Consider the following 21,634-nt stretch of genomic DNA (forward strand, 5'->3'; position numbering starts at 1 on the left):
ATCTTCTACATTAACTGACAGGTGACACGGGCAAATCTTATTCAGTCTTCGGCAACATCGATGTGAGTGGCCATAAGACTAATGACAACAATAACAAGGAATACAACATGATAAAGCTTAACCCAAAAGTCGCGCCACTTACTCTGGCTGTATCACTTGCTTTGGCAGGTGTCAGTACTCAAGCGGCAGAACAAGCCGAACCTGCAGCAAAAAAAGGGGAACTTGAACGTATTCAGGTAACAGCACGTAAAACTGTTGAAAACCTGCAAGAAGTGCCAGTCGCAGTCACTTCAATTGGTGCTGAAGAGCTGGCTGAAAATGGCATTGTCGTTATGACCGAAGTTCAGCAGTTCTCGCCAAATACTACCTTGCAAGCAAGCCGTGGTACTAACTCTACAATTACTGCGTTTATTCGTGGTGTAGGTCAACAAGATCCACTTTGGGGGTATGAGCCAGGCGTAGGTATTTATATCGATGATGTTTATCTTGCTCGCCCTCAAGGTGCCGTGCTTGATCTACTTGATGTTCAACAAATCGAAGTATTACGCGGCCCGCAAGGGACGCTTTACGGTAAAAATACCATTGGTGGTGCCATTAAATACGTCACCAAAGAAATGAGCGGTGATGCAACATTAAATATTCAAGGCACTGTAGGTAGCTATAACCAAAAAGATTTAAAAATCACTGGCCAATTACCGATTGTTGACGAAAAACTTTACGTGGGTTTTGGTTTTGCAACGCTTAACCGTGATGGCTTTGGTGAGTTTTTAACATCGGCTCTTGATAACCAAGACCGCGAAAACTACAACAAAGACGTAACCGCAGCTCGTGTTACACTCGAATACACACCGACTGATGACTTATTCTTCCGCCTCGCGTGGGATAAAACAGAAGACAAATCAAACGCAAAAGGTGGTTACCGTTTACTACCAAGTATTCTTACTGATGCACCAGTTCCAGACAGCGTGTATGACTCTTACACCAGCTTACCAACATGGAATAAAGTTGAACTCGAAGGTTACAGCCTAACTGCTCGTTGGGATATGACTGACAGCACTAGCATTAAATATATCGGTTCAAGCCGTGAGAGCTACTCACCAACCAATATCGACTTTGATAACACGTCACTGCAAATTTTCGACGTACCTGCTATTTACGATGATGAGCAAACGACTCACGAGTTGCAGCTAAATCATCAAGGCGATAACTACAAATTGGTTTCAGGTATTTACTACTATGATGGTGAATCTTGCGGTCAATTTGAGGCTATTTTAGGTATCTTAGGTCAAAGTCTAGGTGCTCCGGGTCTGACTCGTGAAGTAAGCGGCTGTAGTAACTCAAACAGTAAAGCAGCGTATATCCAAAGCTCGATTGATTTAACAGATAAATGGTCAATGACACTCGGCGCACGTTACACCAAAGACAAAAAAGAAGCGCAGGTTAACAATGGCCTAATCTTTGACATTGTTTACCCTGAATCAGGTTGGGTACCAGGTTACACTCGCCCAGAAGGTCAGCTTGTACCAACGGTACTCGATGATGAAGAAGAATGGTCACGCTTCACACCACGTGCTGGCGTTGAATACCAGTACAATCGTGACATCATGTTCTTTGCAAGTTATGCGCAAGGCTTTAAGTCAGGTACTTTCAATCCACGTGCAACCACTGCAGAGCCAGCTGCAAAGCCAGAAATCGTCGATTCATTCGAAATCGGTATGAAGAGTGAGTGGAACAACAACTTACGTGCAAACGTCACGTTATTCACCCTTGACCATAAAGACCGTCAATATATTTCGGTATTACCGGGCGATAGCGCAGCAGATCTGAACCAACGTTTAGGTAACATTGGTGAGTCAACCTCAGATGGTATCGAGCTTGAACTAAACTATGTTGCATCAGAATCACTCAGCTTTGATGCGTCAGTGGGTTACATCGATAGTAACTTCGATAACGTAATTGATTACGACCCAGAAACCGGTGAAGCATTCGATAAATCAGACCGCTTTACGGTATCAAACACACCTGACTTAACCTTTAATCTGGGTGCAACGTACCGTATGTACACAGAAATGGGTGACTTCGTTATCAATGGTAACTACTACCACAGAGGCGACTACGCGCTATTCGAAGAAGATAGCCTACTAACGCAAGATGCTTACGGTATCTTTAATATGGGTATTACTTGGTACAGCACAGATGGTCACTGGACGGCAGGTCTTTACGGTAAAAACTTAACGGACGAAGAGTACATGATTGGTGGTTACCAGTTCGTGGCACCGGATCCAACAGACCCAACAGATACCAGCAAATACACCCCAGGTTTAGGTGGTGATAATACGCTAATTGGTTACTACGGCGACCCTCGCACTGTAGCCTTCACTGTTGGTTACCGTTTCTAAAATAGAATCTAAATCCTTGTGTGAGAAAGGTTTGTCTGAAACTTCCCCTCAGGCAAACCTTGTTTCAAAAGGCAAAATCACTTATAACATAACGCATTGGAGAATCGAGGGAATGTCTTTAGCTGTGAACACCATAATCGCCGATGATCACCCGTTATTTAGAAGTGCGCTGCGTCAAGCTGCCGCGACATCAGTGCCTGAAGAACATATTAAAGAAACCAGTGACATTGATGGTTTGTTTGCACTGTTAAGCGCTCATCCTGAGATTGAACTGATATTTTTAGACCTCACCATCCCAGGTGCAAATGGCCTGCAAGCCCTTTCGCAACTGCGTAACCACTACCCTGATATCTTGGTAATCATGGTCTCTGCCAATGAGACACCCGCCATAATCAAACAAGCGATGAGCCTTGGCGCTGCTGGCTATATTCCTAAGTCATCTTCTTTAGATGTTATTAGTGAAGCAATTAGTCATGTACTCAATGGCGACACTTGGTTACCACCTGAAGTGGATTTAACCGATGTGGTGATCAACGACGAACAAAGCGAATTTGCTCGTAACCTTGAAAAACTAACTCCGCAGCAATACCGCGTACTAGCGATGATTGCCGACGGTTTATTGAATAAACAAATCGCCTTTGAAATGTCGATTCAAGAAACCACAATAAAACAACATGTGTCAGCGATTTTACGCAAACTTAATGTCTATAACCGCACCCAAGCAGGCATTTTGTTTAACCAGCTTTCGCAGGTTGGCAAAATCGAAGAAAGCTAATTTAAGCATTCACTCCCAGTTTTAAAACTCGCTTTCCCAGTAGTGGGAAAAGCTCACGTTGCAAAAGATAAAAAGTTACTACTTTTCAACACCTTAACTTTTGGCACAAAACTCGCCTTAGCTATTCCATGATTATTTATTTTTCTCAGTATCATGGATTTAGACAGCACACTAAAACGCAAACCTCAGCAATCAAAAGCTAAAAAATGGCTGGCTGTTGCAGCCATTGGCGTATCGGCTCTTGGCGCTTTAATGGTGTATCAATGGACAACCCCCACAGTGGTTGCTGCAAGCCAGCTGCAAATAGCAACCGTAGAACAAGCCGATTTTGTGGTAAAAATACGTGGCTTTGGCCGTTTAAAGCCAAAGTATCAACGTTATTTAACCAATACCGACACCGCAATGGTCGAAGCTATCCATGTATACCCCGGCACTATCGTCAAAAAAGACACAGTGATTTTAAGCCTCGTCAACCCACAGCAAGCGCAGCGTTTATCGGTCGCTCGGCTAGAACTTGCTCGCCAAAAAGCCAGTGTTAATGAGCAAAGAATTAACCAGCAAAGTGAACTACTTGAGCGCCAAGCAAATCTCGCCATATTAAAAAGTGAGCTGCAAAGTGCAGAGCTTAGAGTCGATGCTGAAAGCAAACTGATCGAGCAAGGGATTGTTTCAAGCCTCGATTACAAACGAAGCATGCTAAACGTTGCACAGCTTACAGAACGCGTAAGTATCGAGCAACAACGCCTTGCACAGCTTAAAGAAATGCACTTACAACGTAGCAAAATACAGCAAGAACTATTAAGCCAATTTGAGCTTAATTATCAAGTTGAGCAACAGGCTTTTGATCAGCTGCAAATAACGTCAGGTATCGATGGCATGCTGCAAGAATTGAATGTTGAACTTGGCCAAAACCTCGTGCCCGGTACCCGCCTTGCGGTGGTTGGCTCAAATAAAGCACTCAAAGCAGAGCTAAGCGTTAAGCAAGCAGATGCCGAAAAAGTGGCACTCAATATGGCAGCGAAAGTAAATACTTTTAGCCAAGCAGACCACGGTGAAGTTGATGCCAAAGTCACCCGAATTGACCCTATTGTTACCGATGGTCGAGTTATTATCGAACTTGATTTACAAGGCACACTGCCCGCTAATGCTCGCCCCGATTTAAGCATCGAAGGCTATGTCGTTAGCAACATTATTCCCGATGCATTAACCATTAACGTGCCACAAAAAGCACAAGCACACAGCGAAGCCACGCTGTTTAAACTTAATCCAAATACCCAGTTAGCAACGCCAACCAATATCGAATTTGGTACACTTAGTGACAATCAAATTCAACTTTTGAGCGGTGCCACCGTGGGCGAACAGCTGATCATTTCAGACCTTTCTAAATGGCAGCATTTGGCAACAATAAAAATCGAACAGGACAGTTTATGAAAACCAATACGCTTATCTCATTAAACAAAATCGCCAAAGTTTATCGCGGCCAAAATGTTGAAACCTATGCATTAAAAGACATCAGCCTGAATATTAACCAAGGTGACTATATCTGCATTAGCGGCCCATCTGGCTGTGGTAAATCGACGTTACTGTCATTATTAGGCTTACTCGATAGCCCAACTGCTGGCGACTATTTCATTAAAGAAGTCGACACAAAAACCCTTGATATGGATCAGCAAGCTGAACTTAGAAACCTTCACATTGGTTTTATATTTCAGTCGTTTAACCTAATTGATGAATTATCGGTATTTGACAACGTAGCACTGCCGCTCACTTATCGAGAGCCAGCCATGAGCCCAAGCGAAATTGAGCTTGCTGTAAAACAAGCCCTTGATGAAGTTGAGATGGGCCATCGTGCTCAGCATAAACCAAACCAATTATCAGGTGGTCAGCAACAGCGTATTGCTATTGCCCGCGCACTGGCTGGCAAGCCAAGCATTTTATTGGTGGATGAGCCAACTGGTAACTTAGATTCAAAAAATGGTGATGCCGTCATGGACTTGCTTGATGAGCTGAATAAAAAAGGCACCACCATTTGTATGGTAACCCATGATTTACGTTATGCCGGACGTGCTAAAACGCAACTTAAATTGCTAGATGGTGAAATTGTTTCCTACTCTGAAGCTCGCCAAGCACCTAGCAGCGACAATACTGAGCATGCACTTGAAAGCGCTGAGGTGATGTAATGAAATTAACCAAAACACGCGCCCAATTTAGCTTAGCGTGGGCATCATTAATGAATGCTCCGGGCTTTGTAACAGCAGTTATCGCAACGCTTGCTTTAACTCTTGCCACCTTGTTTGTGGTGCTTAGCCTTGTTAACAGCTACTTTTTAAAGCCCCTTGATGTGTACGATGAAAGCCGTATGGTGGTGGTTGAGCAATCACTTACCTATGATGACTACGATGCTACCGGCTTTCAAAGCTATCAATCGATGGTGCATTGGCTTAAGCATAATCAAAGCTTTGAACAAAGTATGATGATCAATGCGGGTGAGCAAATCTTTGCAAACCTAGATGGCGAACCGAAAGAACCAGTGCTGTATGTTGGCGGCAACTATTTTGACTTATTAAACACACCATTTTTAATGGGACAAGGTTTTGACCTTGGAGAAACACTCGAAACTCCTGATGACCGCGTTGTTATCTCTGCTAACTTCTGGCGCAAGCATTACAACAGCGACCCGAACATTATTGGTAAAACACTTTCAGTCATGGCGGGTGAAACCGATTACGTTCACCGTATCGTCGGTGTTGTTGATGACTCATTCAGCCCACCCTACATGTTTAAAGCAAGTGACGTTGAAGTGTGGTTTCCATCCAGTGCGGACCGCCGTTTCTTTCACAATGACGATTGGCAAAGCCCGTGGACAAACACTTTCAAAAACCTAAAACTGATTGCAGTTTTAAAGCCTGGGGTCACCATAGATCAAGTTAAAGTCGATTTAAAACAGCAAATTGATACGGTTAAATCAGAGTGGCTAAACAACGGGGGGATCACCGATGTAAAACCTGAAGTAACCCCGTATCGTGACGTTGAGCTGGGTAATAACGATGACTTAAGCTTAATGATGTTAGCCGGTGCAGTAGGGCTACTGATTATTGCAGTACTTAATGTAAGCACGTTGTTTTTCTCACGCGCTCTTGCTCAACATAAAACCCTCGCTTTGCAGGCGGTATTAGGCGCTAAACGCAGCACATTATTTAAAAGTATCTTTTTACAGTCACTGATTTTAATGACCTTATCGGTAAGCATTGCGCTGTTTTTATCGGTATGGGGCATACGTTTATTTAAAGTACTAGCAGAAGGCCGACTGCCACTGGTTAATAGCTTGGCCGTGGATAGCACGTTGGTCATTGTTGCCATCATACTGTGTATTGCTCTTGCTTATATTTTCTCTGTAATTACAGCGCGTTTGGTGAATTACAAAACCCTAAATACGCAAATGCAGAACAGTGGTAAAGGCGGGGTTTCACAGGTATCTGGCCGTACAGTGCGTATTTTAATTGGTTCACAAATGTTTGTTGCCGCGCTGCTTGTGAGTTTTTCGGTGATGGTAGTGAGTAAAGCCATGGGCACGATTAACCGCCCACTCGGCAGTGATACCGAAAACCTATATTTTGCCAACCTTTTCCAGCCAAATAATCAGATGTCATTGGCTGAGCGCTACGAACATATGCTGCAATACAAGCAGGTTTTGCTTGATAGCCAAGGCATTGATGATGTTGCCCTGGGTCATAGCCCGGTTTCGCAAAGACAAAACGCCAACACCTTGACTGATGTAAACGGTAAAAGCTCCGTTTTCTTCCCTAGTCAGTGGGTAGGGCCTGATTACTTTGTGTTAGTTAACACCAAAATTCTCGCTGGCCGCACCTTTACTGAACAAGCAATACGCGGTGAAACTAACGAGATACTGGTATCGGTCAGCGTGGCTGAAAACTTATTACCAGGCCAAGACTATCGAAATATCATCGGCAAGAGCTACCAAGGCTTAGAAGAAAAGATGTATGAAGTGGTGGGTGTAACCGAAGATTTTAATCACCCTAAATACTACGATGAATCGTTTGGTCGTCACATTTGGTGGCCTGCGACACCGTATAGCTACATGTTTACTATCAAAGCTTCTGAAGGCGTTAAGCTGACTAATAAACAAATACTTAATACGCTAAAAGAAAAAAACAGCGACCTAACCATGTGGCAGTTTAATGACCTGCAACAAGAGTACGACAATTTACTGTACATGAGCCGACTGACCGTGGTTCTGTGTAGTACCTTAGCGCTATTTACTCTATTATTAGCAGCAATCGGTATTTTTGGGGTACTGAGCTACAACCTGGGTCTGCGCCGCTATGAGTTTGGTATTCGTATGGCATTAGGTGCGAAAAAAGCGCGCTTATTTAAGCTGATGAGTGTTGAAGCTATTATCCCTGTGCTCATTGGTTTTGCGGTTGCTCTCGCCGCAGTAATAGTGGGTTTTTACATGTTACAAGGACAGCTAATGTCTTGGCTGATACTTGATGTAAGACTGCAATTACTCGCTTGGAGTATTACCTTATGTATTGCGCTATTCGCTTGCTTTAGACCTTTGGTTTTACTGCTTAAAGCAAAACCTATGGCCGCACTACGTAACGATTAACAGCACAAAATGGTGGCTTAAATTTAAGCCACCTCAACAGGATAATAAGAAAACATCATGGACAAAATCTTAGTCATAGACGATCAAGCTGATGTGCGTCTGGCTGCTACTGTTGCATTACAACAACTGGGCTTACATTGCCTTGAGGCCGAAGGCCCTGAACATGCCCTTGAATTATTAAAATCGGAGCACATTAGCCTGATTTTGCTTGATATGAACTACAAGCTCGACACGACCTCAGGTGAAGAAGGGTTACGCTTTTTAAAGCAACTAAATCAATTAGGTTCGACCATACCTGTCATTGTCATGACCGCATGGGCCAGCATTGATGTCGCTGTTAAAGCCATGCAATTAGGGGCTGTCGACTTTGTTGAAAAGCCATGGAATAACTTACGCTTAACCGCCGTTGTGCAACAACAACTCAAGCTCAAGCAAAGTAATCACGACAACGCGTGCTTAAAGGCGCTAACCAGTGACACAGAAGCACATTACATAGCTCAATCAGAAATCATGCAGCTGTTGCTTGCCAAAGCTGAGCGCGCAGCTAAAACCGATGCCAGCATTTTAATTACCGGCGAAAATGGCACTGGCAAAAGCTTATTAGCACATTATATTCACCAGCATTCACTCAGAGCTGATAAACGCTATGTCAGCGTGAATGTTGGCGCCATTGCGCCAACGCTATTCGAAAGCGAATTATTTGGCCATAAGAAAGGTTCTTTTACTGATGCCAAAGAAGACCGCCTAGGGCGTTTTGAAATTGCCGAAGGCGGTACTTTATTTTTAGATGAAATTGCGACTTTAAGCCTTGAGCTGCAAAGTAAAATGCTCCGTGTGCTAGAAAGCAAAGAATTCGAAGTGCTAGGCTCAAGCCAAACCAAAACCGCGGATGTTCGGATTATTTCTGCCACCAATAGTGAATTAGCTACGACCATTGAGCAGGGTGAATTCCGCCGTGACTTATTATTTAGACTCAATACCATTGAACTACACATTCCACCGCTTCGCGACAGAAAAGACGACATCGCTCCCTTGGCAGAACACTTGTTGTTAGTGCATGGTAAAAAATACCAACGAGCGAATATGGCGCTAAGTCCTGATGCCCTAAACGCGCTAAAAAATTACAGCTGGCCTGGTAATATTCGTGAGCTAAGTCACTGCATTGAACGCGCGGTGATCATGAGCGATAACAACAATGTTCAAGCCAATGACCTCATTTTAGATCAACCAAGTTGCGAGCAAACAAATAGTAATGCAGAACAAGCTTTGCCACTATTGCCCCTTGAAGAGCTTGAAAAACAGATGATTCAAAAAGCACTGCTGCAATTTAATGGCAATGTTATCGCCGCAGGAGAGTTTTTAGGATTAAGTAAATCAGCTATTTATCGTCGCATTGATAAACATCAGCTCGATTTAAAAGAAGTAGAACGCTAAATGAGTAGCAAGTTGTCGTTAGAGCAGCGTGTTCGACGCTATTTTTATATGGTTATAGCGGTGCTATTAGCACTTGGTATTGCCCTTTCGCTCAGCTTAGAACTAGATTTGTTTGCCAGTATCAGCCTATTATTGCCGTTTATCGGGATAAGCGCTTTTGCTTTAATTAAAAGCTACCGTGCGATCACCGATGTGGTTGAACGCTTTGGCCTGCAACTAGATGCACTGGCAAATGACGAAAGTAATAGTTGGCATTTAGCGTCTTATCAAAGTGGACGAGTCGCAGCGCTTAAGCAAGATTTTGCCAAGCTCAGCAATAAAATAGCCAAGAACAAACGCCATTATATGCAAACAGAAGAGTTTGTTTTTGAGTTTGCCAGCATGCTGGACTTACCCATCGTTATACTAGACCCCCATGGCTTGATTTACTTTAGTAATAAGGCGTTTATCAACAGTATTAGTCATCGCCAGATTGAAGGTAAATCGGCCAGCGACTTAGGCATTGCACTGCATGATGGCGAATGGCAACAAAACAGTGACTCACTGTTTAAACAACGCTTTCAAATCTCATCGCAGACTTTTTGGCGGACCGGCAGAAACTTTGAATTACTAACCTTCTTTTCAATTGAGCAACAGCTTCGCGATAACGAACAACTTGTTTGGCAACGTTTAATTCGCGTGTTGAATCATGAAGTACGTAACTCACTCACGCCGATTTATTCAATGAGTCAATCATTGCAAACCCTCAAGCGCCAAGGACAAATTAGCAGTCACGATGATCTCGCCCAAGATATGCTGCAAGTAATAGAAAAACGCGCTCAACACTTGCTTGATTTTGTAGCCAGTTACAGTGCATTTGCCAAGCTACCACCCGCACAAAAACAAACAATCAGTAGCGAGCAACTAAACACACGTTTAAACGCTATCTTTCCTGAACTAGTAATAAATAGCAGCGAAGAGTTACATGTTAATGCCGACTTTGGTCAGCTAGAACAAGCATTGATCAACTTGATAAAAAATGCCTTTGAAGCAGGCAGCAATTCTGCCCCAACCCTCACTTGGTCAAGGCAAGGTGATAACTTAAATATTGCAATTAGCGACCAAGGTTGTGGTATTCAAAACCCCGATAACTTGTTCGTACCATTTTACTCAACCAAAGCAAATGGCACAGGCATCGGGCTTGTGATCACCCGAGAACTTGTGCGCAACCAAGGTTTTGAGTTATCGATAAATTCAAAACCCCAGCAAGGCACACAAGCTATAATTACTGTGCCCTGCTAACTTATTTTACAAATGTGGCTTTCACACGCTTAGATAAACCTAAATAAAAAGCAAAACTTCAGCGCCATTTTCTAGGCATTTATATGAGCCAAATTAAAAAAGCCCTAAATAGTGAATTTTATTTGGCTCATGCAGCGAAATTCAGTAATTTGTCATATAAAGCTAAACGTAATTAGAAAATAACAATGAAATGGATGCACTTACAACTTAAGCTACTGGCTGTTTTTTTATTCTTTGTGAGCTGCTTTGCAGCCGCAGAAGAGTATCAAGTTGCGCCCGCAGCTAACTGGGTAAAACAACATAAGTTACTCACCCCTGAGATTCCTCGAGACCAAATACGAGACGGGACTTTCTACCTGATGCTCGACACTCAGCTTCAGGTATCTGAGCAAGCCCCACAGCAACGCTTTAATCGTACTGTAATGCAAGCGGTCAATCAGTCTGGGGTTGATTATATTAGCCAGCTGAATATTGATTTTGACCCAAATTATCAATCTCTTACGCTCAATAGTTTAGGCATCATTCGTGACGGCCAATATATAGATAAACTAAATAGTGCCGAGCTACAGGTGTTACAACGCGAGACTGACTTAGCAAGTCGTATATACAATGGCACCTTAAGCCTAAATGTCATTATTGATGATATGCGGGTCATGGATATTTTAGATTACAGCTATACGGTTTCGGGGAGTAATCCGGTTTATCAACACTTCAGCACCATGCGCACACTAAACTGGTCGGTGCCGATAGTGCAGCAATTTATGCGGGTAAAGTGGCAAAAGCCTACGCCCTTATATATTAACTTTATGAATGGCGAGTCACCAGTTACTAAAACCAAGCTCGATACGGGTTTTGACTACCAAATTAGCCAACACAATGAGCCGACCCTTAGCTCTGCAAGCGAAGTACCGCATTGGTATTCACCTTACAAGGAAGTGTATTTCTCTGAAGTAAATAATTGGCAAGAGGTGATCAATTGGTCGTTACCTTTGTACCAGTCGGCCATCGAAGTAAGCCCTGCTATTGAAACAATTGCCCGTCAAATTAAGTTTCAACATATCGATTTAGAGTCTCAAATTGTTGCAGCCCTGCGCTTTAGCCAAGACGAAGTACGTTATTTAGGCCTAGAAATGGGCACCAACTCGCACCAGCCTACTCCTGCATCAGAAACCTTGGCACTGCGCTATGGCGACTGTAAAGACAAAACCGTCTTGCTCATTTCTTTACTTAAAGCGCTCGGCGTAGAGGCTCATCCAGCTTTAGTTAACACCGAAGACAGAAAACGTACTGCCAGCTTACCGGTCTCTCCTAGCTTGTTTGACCATGTCATTGTCACCTTAGAGCATCAAGGTAAACGATATTGGCTTGATCCGACCATTTCGTATCAACGCGGCGATTTAGAAAATTTAGCTCAACCGAACTACGATGTAGCGTTAATAATTAAACAAGGTGAAACAGGCTTTACGGATATGTTCACTGAGCCTGCCCTAAAACGCATACAGGTTTTTGATAATTATCAGATCCCAGAAGGTATTGATGAGCCAGTTAGTTTCTCAACTCAATATAAATACGGTGACTTTGAAGCAATTAGCCGCCGCAGTTCAATCGCTAAAAACAGCTTAAAAAGCATAGAAGATGATTACCGCGAATATTATCAAGATACCTACAAAGGCTTAAAAACTGCCAAACCTATGCTAGTTGAATCCCCAGAGGACACCGGTCAGCTAATTACCAATGAGCACTATACTATTGATAACTTTTGGCGACCTGAGGGTAATGATTTTCAAAACGACTTTTACGCCAGTGAAATTCAAAACTCAGTTTATAAGCCGGAGCAGCGAGAGCGAAACAATGCACCAATGTGGTTTCGTTACCCAAATAATATCGAAACAACCATAAAGGTTACGTTTACGGACTCTAATTGGCAGTTTGATGATGAGCAAGTCACGATCGACAACCCATTTTTTCATCTCGAAAAGCGCGTAACATTTAAAGACTCAGTGTTGACCTTATACTTTGATTACAGTGCTAAGCAGGATCATATTCCAGCCGATCAAATAGACCTTTACCTAAGCGAGCGCAAAAAACTCAATAACGCGACCCATTACGGCATCATTAAATACGGCACAAATAGGGCCACAACCACACCAGTAGATGACGAAACCAACTGGTATAGCGTTTTTATTTTAAGTTACTTAGCGGCAATCATCTTTTTCATCGCGGCTTGGCGTTTTGAAGTTCGAAAACGTCCAGAATTTGAAGGTGTGCAGTTTTACCCTGTAAGCAACAGTAAATTTTACCTTTATAGTTTATTCAGCTTGGGCATATTTATTAATTACTGGAGTTATCGCAATTGGAAGTTTATTAAGCAGCAACAAAACAGCCATATGATGCCCATTGCCCGAGGTATTTTTGCGCCTTTATTCTTTTTTGCACTGTTTCTTCAACTTATAAAACATAGCGAACAAACCTTTAACAAAAATAAAATATTACCAACTGCGGTTGCTTTTGTAATTTGGCTAATGATTATTGTATGTGAAATAGCAAGTTCACTAGGTGACTATGGTATGTGGCTATTCTTAATCATTCCTTTATTGTGGCTACCAATTGTTAACTACATTCAAAACCTTAACCAACCTAAAGATGCGTTAGAGTACAACTCAAAATGGCGTGCAAGACAGCTGCTAATTTCTGTATTCGCGACGCCTTTACTACTTTATGGGCTAATTGCTGAATTATACTTATTGCCTAATTCAACCATAGTTACAGGTGACAAACTTTGGTCTTATCAGGTTAACTTTTTAAAGCGTCAAGAGATTATGCCTAGTGATGAAAATGTGGAGTATTTTTATAGCGATGCATTTTTTGATTTCAGAGATGATGGCAATGGCATGACGAAAAATACGCTTTTTAGTTACTGGAAAAATGAACAAGGTGTAATTGAAAAAGATCTGCTCTACTTTAATGAAATAAAAGAAGTGAAAGCAGACTATGCAAAAAGTCCTCTAACAACATCTTCACTTACCGTTATTGATCATGACGGTAATGAGATGCTTTTATTCTTAAGCAATGAAGACGACCTAGATAGACGCTTTGTTGCCAAGGTTAAGCAACGCCTCAAAGAGTCAACCTTAGCAACTGAGCAAAACGCAGATTAAGTCAGTCGCTTAATCATGCGTTTTAAGGCGGGCGCTTTCAGAGGCTTATAAAGCAATGGATAGCCCGCATCGAGCACTAACTCGCGTATGCCTTCATCATGATTCGCGGTATTAACGATGGCTGGTAAGCGTGTTAGTGCCGCTTGCTCAATCACTTCAAGTCCCGTTACTCCATCATCAAGCTGATAATCAATAATCAACAATTGCGGCAGGGCTTGACTTGCCTTTAACTGCTCAAGCTCCGCTAAGTTAGTGGCTATTGAAATTTCACAGCCCCAATTTTCGAGTAGCTGCTTTAATGCCTCTAACACGTTGCGGTCGTTATCAAGCAACCAAATACGCAATTGCCCCAGCTCTGTTTCTTGTGATGCCTCAGCGCCTTTCGCTTGCGCAGGCGCAGTACTCACTCTACAAGGCAGGGTAAGGGTAAATTGCGTGCCTTTACCAAGTTCAGACCCCATCACTAAGGGTATTTTAAGTAAGTCACATATACGTTTAGTGATTGCCAACCCTAAGCCTAACCCCTCGGCGCTTGGCTTTGCACCAAGCTGTTTAAACTCTTGGAAAATAGTTTGTTGATCGCTCGATGCAATCCCAATCCCTGTGTCTTCAACAATAAAGGATACATGATCATCGTCGTACTGCATTTTTAAGCGCACTTCACCTTGCTCAGTATAACGAATCGCATTACTCAAAAGGTTACGCAGCACTCGTCGCAGCAGTGCTTTGTCGGTATGCAAGCGCACATCGCAGGTTTCAATAATAAACTTTAAGCCTTTTTCGCGGGCAAGGGCTTCGTAGTCATTACGCAATGGTTCAACCAACGAGCTGGCAGCAAACTCGCTCATTTGTACTTTAAACGAGCCCGAATCGAGCTTAGTTAACTCTAAAATACTCGATAATAACTCTTCGGCGCTGCCCAATGAATTCTTAATATTCATCGCCAGCTCTTTAAGTTCGGTGTCTTGGGCTTTTTCATTCATTAAAGAACAAAACAAGCTCGCAGCATTGAAAGGTTGCAGTAAATCATGGCTAGCAGCGGCAAAAAAGCGCGTTTTACTGACCGTTGCTTGCTCCGCCACTTGCTTTGCCATCGACAACTCTTGGTTTGCTTGAGTCAATGCTAAGGTGCGTGCTGCGACTTTTTCTTCAAGGCTAACATTGGCTTCGGTTAACGCTTTTTGTTGTTTTACGAACTCGGTGATGTCGGTATAGGTTGTTACAAAGCCGCCACCTGGCAGTGGGTTACCTTGCATTTCAAACACGCGACCATCATTGTGCGAGCGCTGGTATTTATAAGCGCTGCCTTGGCGTAAATAGGCTAAGCGTTTTTCAACTTCGCTGGTCATGCTCTCGCCGCTAAATAAACCGCGTTCGGCATTAAAACGAATAATGTCGGCAACCGGGCGGCCTATGTAAAGCGCATCATCTGGGTAGGCGAACATGTTTTTGTAGCCTTGGTTCCAAGCTACCAAGCGCAGCTCACTATCAACTACACTGATCCCTTGTTGAATATTTTCGATTGTTGATTGCAGTAAGTCACGATTAAATTTAAGCACTTGGCTTGCTTCGTCAACAAACTCAGCAACCTGCTCTAGAGGCTGGCGCTGCTCATTCTTAGCCACATCTAAAATAAGCCGTGCCGATGCGCCGCCGATCACCGCAGACATCTCACGCTCAACTAATAGTTCTAACTCAACATTGGCAGGACGTTTCCACTTACTTTTATCATCCGGAAAGTAATGATTTACCAAAGACTGTGCCGCTTCTTTTTCGGCAAATCGTTGCAATAGTGCACCTAGATCATGGTAACTCAAAGGCTGTAGATGATTACTCACTCGAGAATCACTAAGCTGCGACACAAACTTATTGCTCTGCAAGCGTTCAGCTAAGGTTGCTCGACTAAATAACGGTACTAAGAAATACACTAAACAGTTCGCACCTAGCGATAGCAATAAAGCTTGGCTAATGCTTTCCATGCCTAATGAGAATAAGTCGGTTGGCGCTAACCAGCTTATTCCCCAAGGTCCATTTACAAGCCATAAACTATCGCTTCCTAAACCTCCGGCGATATTCGGTAGTAAAAGTGTATAACCCCAAATAATAAAACCGCTTAAAATCCCTAATTGCGCACCGCGACACGATGCTTGTCGCCACCATAAGCCTATAATCATGGCTGGCGAAAATTGCGCGACTAAGGTGAACGACATCAAACCCACATTGGCAAGGGTTGTACTTTCGCCCAGCACTCGGTGAGTGAAATAGCTTAGCAATAAAATCAATACGATAACGATTTTACGTGCATGTAATAGGTTATTTTTATCAAGCCCGCGACTGCTCGATGTAAGTTGCGAGCGGCGTAAAATAAATTGGTTAATAAAGTCATTAGTGATCATCACTGAAAGCACAATTGATGACACTATTACCATACTTGTTGCCGCTGAAAAGCCACCTAAAAAGGCTAATAACGCCACAAAGGCATCATCAGCTGCCATAGGTAAAGCCAATACAAAGGTGTCGTAGCCGACTTTTTGACCTTGAAAGTAAATTAATCCGGCGTATGCAATCGGTAGAATAAACAGGTTAATAAGTAAGAGGTAAATCGGAAATAGCCAACGCGCCGAGGCCAGCTCTTTATCGTTATTTTTTTCGATAAAGCTCATGTGGAATTGTCTTGGCAAACATAAGGTCGCCAAAATACCAAGCAAAGTATGAGCAACATACACATAGGTTGGACTTTGTGTGGCAGCCACTTGCTGATCAATATTTAGGTCATGCGCTTTTTCAAACAGTGCCACAGGGCTGTCGAATAAAGCAAAGCACACATACAAACCCACCGCTAAAAACGCCAATAATTTAACCACAGATTCAAAGGCTATACTGGCAATCAAACCAGGATTATGTTCGCTGGGCTTTAACCGCCTCGCGCCGAATAAAATAGCAAACAGTGCCAATACAATCGTGATGTAAAAAGTACTGTCGGCCCATACTTCATGGCTTTGTGTGGCAGCACGGTCGGTAAGTAAGTTGATACTTTGTGCAGTTGCACTTAGCTGTAAAGAGATATAGGGCACAATGGCAATCACTGAAATCAATGAAATGAGCCCAGACAAACTCGACGATTGACCATATCGGGTCGCAATAAAATCTGCCATTGAGGTTATTTTTTGCTGCCGACAAATATGCGCTATGCGGCAATAGACTTGCCAGCCAAAAATGAATAACAAGATAGTGCCTGCATAGGTCGGAGCCAACCACCAACCGTTGTATGCAGCTTGTGCTGTGGTGCCAAAGAACGCCCAAGAGGTGCAATACACCCCAAGTGATAAACCATAGGTTAAGCCTTTAAAAGGCAATACTTTTCTTTTATCAGCCCAGCCTGCAACCGCAAATAAAATTGCCAGGTATACAATTGCAAGAAGGCTTATTGACCAAATTGAGAACATCGCATGTGATTATTTTAATTGTTATAGCCCCAGCATAGTTTTTATTGCACGTAATTTACAGCCTAACTTTAGTGCTAATGCATTGTATTACGGAAGTTTAAAAAACAAACACAAAGAAATGAGAATTATTTTCAATTGAGTGTTGACAGACATGTAAATCTAATTGATAATCACTATCAACAAGACGATAAAGTACTTGTTCGGAATAAACTGATTTGTTTCTCGACCCTGAAACACGTGTGGCCCACGATAAAGCTAAGATCGCCTGTTGCTAATCGCAACGCCCCTTGATATTGGCAACAGGTGATCGCCCTACTATTTTACTTGCTACATTGCTCATATCGGTGACGGTAGATATGAAACTCAAAAAGCCCTTACAGGGCTTTTTTTATGTCTGAAATTCGTACAAAACCTGCAATAAAACTAAATGAGAATTATTTTCAAAAAAGTATTGACAGCATCACAAACCTAATTGATAATTAATCTCAACAAGCCAAGCGAAGTATGATGACTTGTTGAGATTGAATTTGTTTCTCCCCAGAAACGCGTGTCGCCACGTTAAAGCTTTAGCTTATATGTTGCTAATCGCAACGCCCCTTGATATTGGCGACATATAAGCGACCCTACTTATTTTACTTGCTACATTGCTCATATCGGTGACGGTAGATATGAAACTAAAAAAGCCCTTGCAGGGCTTTTTTTATGTCTAAAAGTTAATGCGTTAACTTTATCGACGGTTCTTACGTGCACGTGCACGGCGTTGTTTTTTCTCTTCTTCTTTAGCGGCTTTTTTCGCCTCTGCAGCAGCGCGAAGCTGTGCAACCATTTGCTCTTCTTCTTCACGCATGGCCGGTGTTTCCATGGTAATACGACCAATAATGCCATCGCGTAATTCGTTGATAAGAATTTCAGACATTTTGTAAGTATCGATTTGATTACCACCGCGGATACAACCACGCTTTTTACCTGCCATTTCAACAAACTCCCAGTCAGACTCTGGTAGCTCATCAATTTTATAGCGGCTTTTTAAAAGCTCTGGGTATGCATGCAGTAAATATTCAGCGGTGTAACTTGCCACTTCTTCGTAGTCGATAGCGGTATCACGAATTGCACCAGTTGCCCCTAAACGATAACCAGAGTTTTCGTTCTCTACTTTAGGCCATAACATACCTGGCGTGTCGTAAAGCATAATGCCATCGTCAAGCTTAATACGTTGCTGCGCTTTGGTTACCGCAGGTTCATTACCTGTTTTTGCCACGATACGGCCGGCCAAGGTATTAATAAGAGTTGATTTACCAACGTTTGGAATACCCATGATCATGGCTTTAATTTGTTTATCAGCGCCTACTTTATGCGGCACTAACTTTTTACAAAGCTCATTAATACGGTGCACTTCACCCGCTTTATCATTACCAAAATCAATCGCTTTCACACCACTTTGCTGCTCAAAGTAGTCTTTCCAAGCTTGCGTTAACTTAGGATCAGCCAAGTCCGCCTTGTTCATGATTTTGATCACCGGCTTGTCGCCACGCAGCGCAGTAACCATTGGGTTTTCACTACTGTAAGGAATACGGGCATCAAGTACCTCAATGATCACATCCATCTGTGGCATGATTTCTTTAATTTCGTTTCGGGCTTTGTTCATGTGACCCGGGAACCACTGTATTCCTGCTCTACTCATTTGATTTATATTACCTTTATTTTCAGGCCCTTGGCCATGGGTACTAATGTGGGTACTAAAAGTAAAGATATGCTATTAGTACTTAGCTAATATGGGTAGTTTACTACATTGAGTAGGATTATTTAAAAGTTTACTTTACTCCTAAACCTAACAATCAAGAGTAAATACGAACAAATAAAAATATCATTTAAATTTTAAGAGGGGCAAAAATGAGTTTATATAAACAAGAATTTGGTCGAGACTTTGATTTAGGCTTTGATTTAAAAGAGCATCCATACCTAATAGATAAAAGCTGGCACAATGATGTTTGTCCAAGCTTTTATTTTAATGTAGGTGAACAGTATTATGTACTTTGGGTTGATTATGCTGATGAAGAGCAAAGAGAAGAGAATACAACGCGATATACAGTTATTGAAGCTATTAATGAAGGGAGTGCGGAAGAGCCTGAAATTTATAATAGTACCAGAGCCAAACTTCTAGAGTATGACAACTTTCATGAGTTAGGAGTACTTTTTCTATCACTGGGTGTAATCTCAACTTCAAATTAAATATTTTCCCGAGAAGACTTTAGAAGCAATAACTTGTAGTATCAATTTTAATCAAAGGATTTTGCTGGATTTTTATGACTACATTAACAAAAAGTATAAGGCCTGCTGCTCGCTTATTAAGAACCATTGGCCAAGATTTAGTAAAAGATAGTTATGCAGCTATTGTAGAGCTCGTTAAAAATGCATATGACGCAGACTCACCGGATGCGAGTATTAAATTTAACTATGACAATGAAAAGGCAAACCTCATTATTGAGGTAATTGATCAAGGTCATGGCATGAGCTTAGACACCATCGTAAATAAATGGTTAGTCCCAGCAACAGATGATAAATTATTAAGAAAAAAGAGCTCAAAGAATCGAGCTTTACAAGGAAGAAAAGGTATTGGTCGATTTGCTGCCTCTATCTTAGGAGACATAATAATCCTAAGCTCAGTTCAAGACGGTAAAAAAACATACCTCAAGCTTGATATGAAAAAGCTAGCTGAAGTTGAGTTTTTGGACCAATTTAAACTTGAAGTTAAAGAAACTGATACGGACAAAAAAAACGGAACATCTATAAAAGTTATCAAAAAGAATGTTACTGAAAAGGTTGTTAACGACATTTGGAATGATAAACAAATACAAAAGCTCCTTACTGAACTTAGAAACCTTTTATCACCTGAAGAGGTCTATAAAGCAGCTGAACAACAGGGTTACGAAATATCTCATGATAGTTTCTCGATGACTCTTGAATTCCTAAACTTCCCGAATCCTCGGTACGCATCAAGAACTATTAACTTAAAACCCTTCCCAATTCTCTCAGTTTATGACTATAAAATTTCAGGTAAAATTAGTTCAAAGGGAAACGCTACTCTATATTTTGAAAATCAGAATTTACCAAACTTAGGCCTAGAAAAAATAGAAGTTAACATTCCAATCTCTAGAAAAGAAAACCAAAATAGGCCCGGTGAAATATTTATTGACCTTAGAGTTTATGACAGAGACCCAAGCAATATTGACAATATCATAAAGCGGGGCTTAAAAGATCCTGATACTGGAGAGTTTGTTGGCAAACAAGATGCTCGTAAAATTTTAGACGAAACATACGGCGTTGGCCTTTACAGAGAACAATTTCGGATCAGACCATACGGCGATCCTTCATTTGATTGGCTAGACTTAGATAAGCGAAGAGTACAGCAATCAAATAAAGTCGGGCATAATCAAATCATTGGTTTGGTATATATCCGTTCTGAAGAAAGCTCTGGTTTAGAAGAGAAAAGTGCACGAGATGGGCTTGTAGAAAACAATTACTATTTTGGCCTTATCCACTCTGTAAAAGTAGTTTTAAATGAATTAGAAGCAAGACGAAGTCAGTATAGGCGTCTAACATCTAAGTATTTCAAAACAGGTGCTGTTGATGCCGAGCTCGAGGAGCTTTTCGACTTTTCATCAATTAAAAAGCGAATATCCACTCAATTATTAAAGCATGGCTTATCTCATGGAAACCTTTTAACTGTCGAAAAAGTTGTAAGCAAAGAACTAGAATCGGATAGTGAGAAAAAGTCAGAATATCTTAGAAAAATCAAAGAGACTATTGCAACTTATCAAGGACAAGCATCTCTAGGTAAAATTACTCACGTTCTTCTACATGAAGGCCGGAAACATATTAAATATATTTCCGAGACAGTTCCTAGAATAACAAGTTGGGCACACAAGTTAGGACAGGAACATGATAATATTCTTGAGGAGAAGCTCAGAAAACGTTCACAGTCTGTTAAAGAACACACTAAAGGACTTACAAAACTATTTAAGCGAATAGAGCCTTTGGCAAGAGTAAGAAAAGGCTCTGTAAAAAGCTATAACTTAGTTGATCAAGTATCTGAATGCTTTGATATTTTTCAATCAGAGCTTAAGTCTGAAAATATTGTCTATAAAATCAACTCACCAAGTAATGATATTGAAATAAAAGGCTATGACTTTGATATCATGACTGTTTTCTCAAATTTATTAGAAAATAGTATTTATTGGTTAAAAGACCAAGATGAAAAGCTAATATCTGTCGATATTTATCAAGAACATAACAAAGTTTTTGTTGAGTTTATTGATAATGGCCCTGGGTTTGAAGGTAATAATTTAGAGCTTATTTTTGAGCCTAACTACAGTATGCGGCCAGACCAAAAGGGCACAGGCTTAGGCTTAGCCCTAGCAGGTGAGTCAATGAAAAGAATGGGCGGTAGCATTTCTGCTCAAAGTTTAGAACGTGGGGCATGTTTTGAACTAACATTCAACTTGGAAGAATAA

At 41.7% G+C, this 21,634-nt stretch carries 12 protein-coding genes; 10 read left to right on the forward strand and 2 right to left on the reverse strand.

Annotation, left to right across the window (positions count from 1 at the left end; translation table 11 throughout):
- Positions 1 to 107: 107 nt before the first annotated feature.
- The 8 genes from IRQ78_RS13315 to IRQ78_RS13350 all read left to right on the forward strand — a co-directional run bounded on the left by IRQ78_RS13315 (position 108) and on the right by IRQ78_RS13350 (position 13,677).
- Positions 108 to 2,399, forward strand: coding sequence for a TonB-dependent receptor (locus IRQ78_RS13315; RefSeq protein WP_138618522.1), 2,292 nt, complete (start codon positions 108 to 110; stop codon positions 2,397 to 2,399).
- A gap of 112 nt (positions 2,400 to 2,511) precedes the next feature.
- Positions 2,512 to 3,174, forward strand: coding sequence for a response regulator transcription factor (locus tag IRQ78_RS13320; protein WP_054552322.1), 663 nt, complete (start codon positions 2,512 to 2,514; stop codon positions 3,172 to 3,174).
- Between the two features lie 153 nt (positions 3,175 to 3,327).
- Positions 3,328 to 4,605 carry an HlyD family secretion protein gene (locus IRQ78_RS13325; protein WP_138599091.1) on the forward strand — a complete coding sequence of 426 codons (1,278 nt, stop codon included), beginning with the start codon at positions 3,328 to 3,330 and terminating at the stop codon, positions 4,603 to 4,605.
- Positions 4,602 to 5,354: an ABC transporter ATP-binding protein gene (locus IRQ78_RS13330; protein ID WP_055198568.1), complete on the forward strand. Its 753-nt coding sequence runs from the start codon at positions 4,602 to 4,604 to the stop codon at positions 5,352 to 5,354. The genes IRQ78_RS13325 and IRQ78_RS13330 overlap by 4 nt, the downstream gene beginning before the upstream one ends.
- Positions 5,354 to 7,804, forward strand: a complete 2,451-nt coding sequence (locus IRQ78_RS13335) for an ABC transporter permease (protein ID WP_138618524.1) — start codon at positions 5,354 to 5,356, stop codon at positions 7,802 to 7,804. The genes IRQ78_RS13330 and IRQ78_RS13335 overlap by 1 nt, the downstream gene beginning before the upstream one ends.
- 57 nt (positions 7,805 to 7,861) lie before the next feature.
- Positions 7,862 to 9,238, forward strand: coding sequence for a sigma-54-dependent transcriptional regulator (locus IRQ78_RS13340; protein WP_138599093.1), 1,377 nt, complete (start codon positions 7,862 to 7,864; stop codon positions 9,236 to 9,238).
- On the forward strand, positions 9,239 to 10,519 hold the full coding sequence (locus tag IRQ78_RS13345; RefSeq protein ID WP_138599094.1) for a sensor histidine kinase: 1,281 nt from the start codon (positions 9,239 to 9,241) through the stop codon (positions 10,517 to 10,519). It abuts the gene before it with no gap.
- Between the two features lie 185 nt (positions 10,520 to 10,704).
- Positions 10,705 to 13,677: a DUF3857 domain-containing transglutaminase family protein gene (locus IRQ78_RS13350; RefSeq protein WP_194442464.1), complete on the forward strand. Its 2,973-nt coding sequence runs from the start codon at positions 10,705 to 10,707 to the stop codon at positions 13,675 to 13,677.
- Here the strand turns inward: IRQ78_RS13350 and IRQ78_RS13355 are convergent.
- Complete coding sequence (locus IRQ78_RS13355) at positions 13,674 to 17,123, reverse strand: PAS domain-containing hybrid sensor histidine kinase/response regulator (protein ID WP_138599096.1); 3,450 nt, start codon at positions 17,121 to 17,123, stop codon at positions 13,674 to 13,676. The genes IRQ78_RS13350 and IRQ78_RS13355 overlap by 4 nt on opposite strands.
- A 727-nt stretch (positions 17,124 to 17,850) precedes the next feature.
- Positions 17,851 to 18,804 carry a ribosome biogenesis GTPase YlqF gene (gene ylqF, locus IRQ78_RS13360; protein ID WP_138558098.1) on the reverse strand — a complete coding sequence of 318 codons (954 nt, stop codon included), beginning with the start codon at positions 18,802 to 18,804 and terminating at the stop codon, positions 17,851 to 17,853.
- A 209-nt stretch (positions 18,805 to 19,013) separates the two neighbouring features.
- Here ylqF and IRQ78_RS13365 point away from each other — a divergent pair, with 209 nt between their 5' ends.
- Both IRQ78_RS13365 and IRQ78_RS20760 read left to right on the forward strand, forming a co-directional pair.
- Positions 19,014 to 19,352, forward strand: coding sequence for a hypothetical protein (locus IRQ78_RS13365; RefSeq protein WP_194442465.1), 339 nt, complete (start codon positions 19,014 to 19,016; stop codon positions 19,350 to 19,352).
- 74 nt (positions 19,353 to 19,426) lie between these two features.
- The gene (locus IRQ78_RS20760; protein ID WP_194442466.1) at positions 19,427 to 21,634 is read left to right on the forward strand and encodes a sensor histidine kinase; all 2,208 of its coding nucleotides are present in this window, start codon (positions 19,427 to 19,429) and stop codon (positions 21,632 to 21,634) included.

The organism is Pseudoalteromonas simplex (assembly GCF_015278155.1).
Lineage (GTDB): Bacteria > Pseudomonadota > Gammaproteobacteria > Enterobacterales > Alteromonadaceae > Pseudoalteromonas > Pseudoalteromonas simplex.